Origin of the sequence: Pseudoalteromonas sp. BSi20439, assembly GCF_000241165.1 — a bacterium.
Lineage (GTDB): Bacteria > Pseudomonadota > Gammaproteobacteria > Enterobacterales > Alteromonadaceae > Pseudoalteromonas.
The window spans coordinates 1-670 of record NZ_BADW01000025.1 but is presented as its reverse complement, the minus strand read 5'-3'; the positions used below and the strand labels follow the sequence as shown (position 1 = coordinate 670).

Annotated in this window: 1 pseudogene; it reads right to left on the bottom strand. The window is 43.0% G+C overall.

Annotation, left to right across the window (positions count from 1 at the left end):
- A pseudogene (locus P20439_RS02580) lies at positions 1-669 on the bottom strand (transposase); the annotation flags it as partial.
- Position 670 lies beyond the last annotated feature (1 nt).

The window sequence follows — 670 nt, the reverse complement described above, 5'->3', positions numbered from 1 at the left end:
TATACGTCACATCACCGCACCACACTGTATCTGGCTCAACAACATCAAATTGTCTATCAAGCAGGTTTGGAATTTCAAGGTGTTCATTACCACCACGTTTATATGAATGTTGAGGTACTTGGCAGCTTTCAAGCTTTAATTTAACCATTAGCTTAGCAGCACGATAACGACTCAATTCAAAATCATTGTTCGTTGCTATTGCCGCGATTGTCCGCGCCCCAGCTGAGCCGCCGCTCATTGCATGTATGGCTTTAACTTCAGCTTCTAGCCTTACTTGCTCTGGTGTAGGCGTTGTATCCCGTATAGCCCAATATTTATAGCTGCTACGATGCACATTGAATACGTTACACAGCACGCTAATTGGGTAACGCTCTCGTTGATTTAGTTTCTCAATTAACGAGAATTGTTCAGGGAGTCGGACATCAAGAGAGCGGTAGCCTTTTTTAATATATCCTTTTCTAATTCAATGCGTTGGATTTGCTTTTTAAGTTCGCGGATTTCAATTTGTTCGGGCGTCATTGGCGAAGCAGATGGTGTCTGGCCACTCCGCTCTTGCTTTAATTGAGTAACCCACTTACTTACAGTTGATTTACCAACACCCATAGCCTTGGCTGCATCCTCTTGCGTATAACCTTGGTCAACTACAAGCTGAGCTGTTTCTAATTTGATT